The following is a 1,839-nucleotide window of genomic DNA, read 5'->3' as shown; positions in this document are numbered from 1 at the left end:
GAAGGTGTGTCAAAATGCACACCTTCTGTTTTTTACGCACAAAGCCCCGACTTTCACAAGCTGGGGCTTTGTTATTACCTAAAGATTTTGTATCTTTAGGCATAAGAATTTCACTATGACAAAGATACATTTTCGTCCTTACAATCCCAACCAAACCGTTCTTTTTCCTCAAAGAATTGATGAGGATATTGCAGAAAACGATCCGGTGCGCATGGTTGACGCCCTGGTTGAGGGCTTGAATCTTGAAAGTTTCAGAAAGCTGTATAAGGAATGCGGGCGCAGCCCTTACCACCCCAGGATGATGCTCAAGGTCATTCTGTATGCCTATATGAACAACATCTACTCCTGCCGGAAAATTGAAAAGCTCCTTCACCGTGACATCCATTATATCTGGCTGGCCGGATATGAGAAACCGGATTTCATTACCATCAACCGTTTCCGCAACCGGGTGAAGAAGGAAATCAACGAGGTGTTTACGCAAACCGTAGTTCTTCTCTCTTCCAAAGGCTTCATCAGCCTGAATGTGGAATACATTGACGGGACAAAGATCGAATCCAAAGCCAACAAGTACACTTTCGTCTGGCGAAAAACGGTTGAGCGGAACCGTGAACGCCTGATGAAGAAGATACATGTCCTGTTAGGGCAGATAGACGATGTCATTGCCCGGGAGAAGTCATCAGAGAACAATGAGGAGGTTGGGTTCACTCCGGCCATGCTGACTGAAATGGCAGGAGAATTGCGTCATGCACTGGAACAGGTTTCCGAGCCATCCGCGAAAGAGGAAAAGACTGAACTGAAAAAGAAACGCAAACAGTTGAAGGAACTGGAAGAACACAGGGACAAACTGCAGGAATACGACTGCCATCTGGAAACGCTGCAAGAGAGGAATTCCTATTCCAAGACGGACAAGGACGCTACTTTTATGAGAATGAAGGAGGATGCCATGCGCAACGGACAGACGAAGCCCGGTTACAACCTTCAAATCGGCACCGAAAATCAGTTCATCACCGATTTTGCACTCTTCCCGAACCCTACGGATACACTGACCCTGATTCCTTTCCTGCAATCTTTTTCAAACAGGTATGACCGGATGGCCCATACGGTGGTTGCTGATTCCGGCTATGGCTCCGAAGAGAATTACCGCTTCATGTCCGAAAACGGCATGGAAGCCTACGTAAAGTACAACTATTTCCACATGGAGCAGCGGCCGAGATTCAAACCGGACCCGTTCAAGGCCGAAAACTTCTACTACAATGAAGAACATGACTTCTGCATCTGCCCTATGGGGCAAAGGATGCGGAGGATAGGCACCAGGAATGTGAAAACCGCATCCGGATATGTCAACGAAAATGCACGGTACAGAGCTGTCAGGTGTGAAGGCTGTCCCCTGCGATGCCGCTGTTTTAAAGCAAAAGGAAACAGGACGATAGAACTGAATCATAGGCTTAGACAATACAAGCGGAGAGCCAAAGAACTGCTCTGCTCTGAGAAAGGACTGAAACACAGAGGGCAGAGATGCATAGAACCGGAAGCCGTGTTCGGACAAATTAAAAACAATATGAACTACAAACGTTTCCGACATTTTGGAAAGGACAAGGTCTTCATGGACTTTGCCTTCCTAGCCATTGCCTTCAATATAAAAAAGATGTGTGCAAAACTGACAAAAAAGGGTATGAACTGGCTGATTAGACTGTTTTATGAGCTTACAACTGCTGTTTTTAGATGCTGGGAACACATAAATCAAAGAAATCTTCAAAAGATCGCAGCTTAAAGAAAGTGAACAGATTTGTATAGTGATGAACAAAAAAAGAGGTGCATCGTGCATTACGACACACCTCC

General features: G+C 45.7%; 1 protein-coding gene. It reads left to right on the top strand.

Annotation, left to right across the window (positions count from 1 at the left end):
* The first annotated feature begins 115 nt into the window (after nucleotides 1–115).
* Nucleotides 116–1,771, top strand: a complete 1,656-nt coding sequence (locus tag N5O98_RS27090; protein ID WP_004312012.1) for an IS1182 family transposase — start codon at nucleotides 116–118, stop codon at nucleotides 1,769–1,771.
* The last annotated feature ends 68 nt before the right edge of the window (nucleotides 1,772–1,839 follow it).

The sequence above is a fragment of the Bacteroides sp. LFL-34 genome (genome assembly GCF_027257075.1).
Taxonomy (GTDB): domain Bacteria; phylum Bacteroidota; class Bacteroidia; order Bacteroidales; family Bacteroidaceae; genus Bacteroides; species Bacteroides ovatus.
The sequence above is the reverse complement of the archived record's forward strand: the minus strand, read 5'-3'. Positions and strand labels throughout refer to the sequence as shown.

Excerpts from the sequence above, each read along its gene's own strand:
- N5O98_RS27090 (WP_004312012.1), top strand. The coding sequence starts at position 116 with ATGACAAAGATACATTTTCGTCCTTACAATCCCAACCAAACCGTTCTT.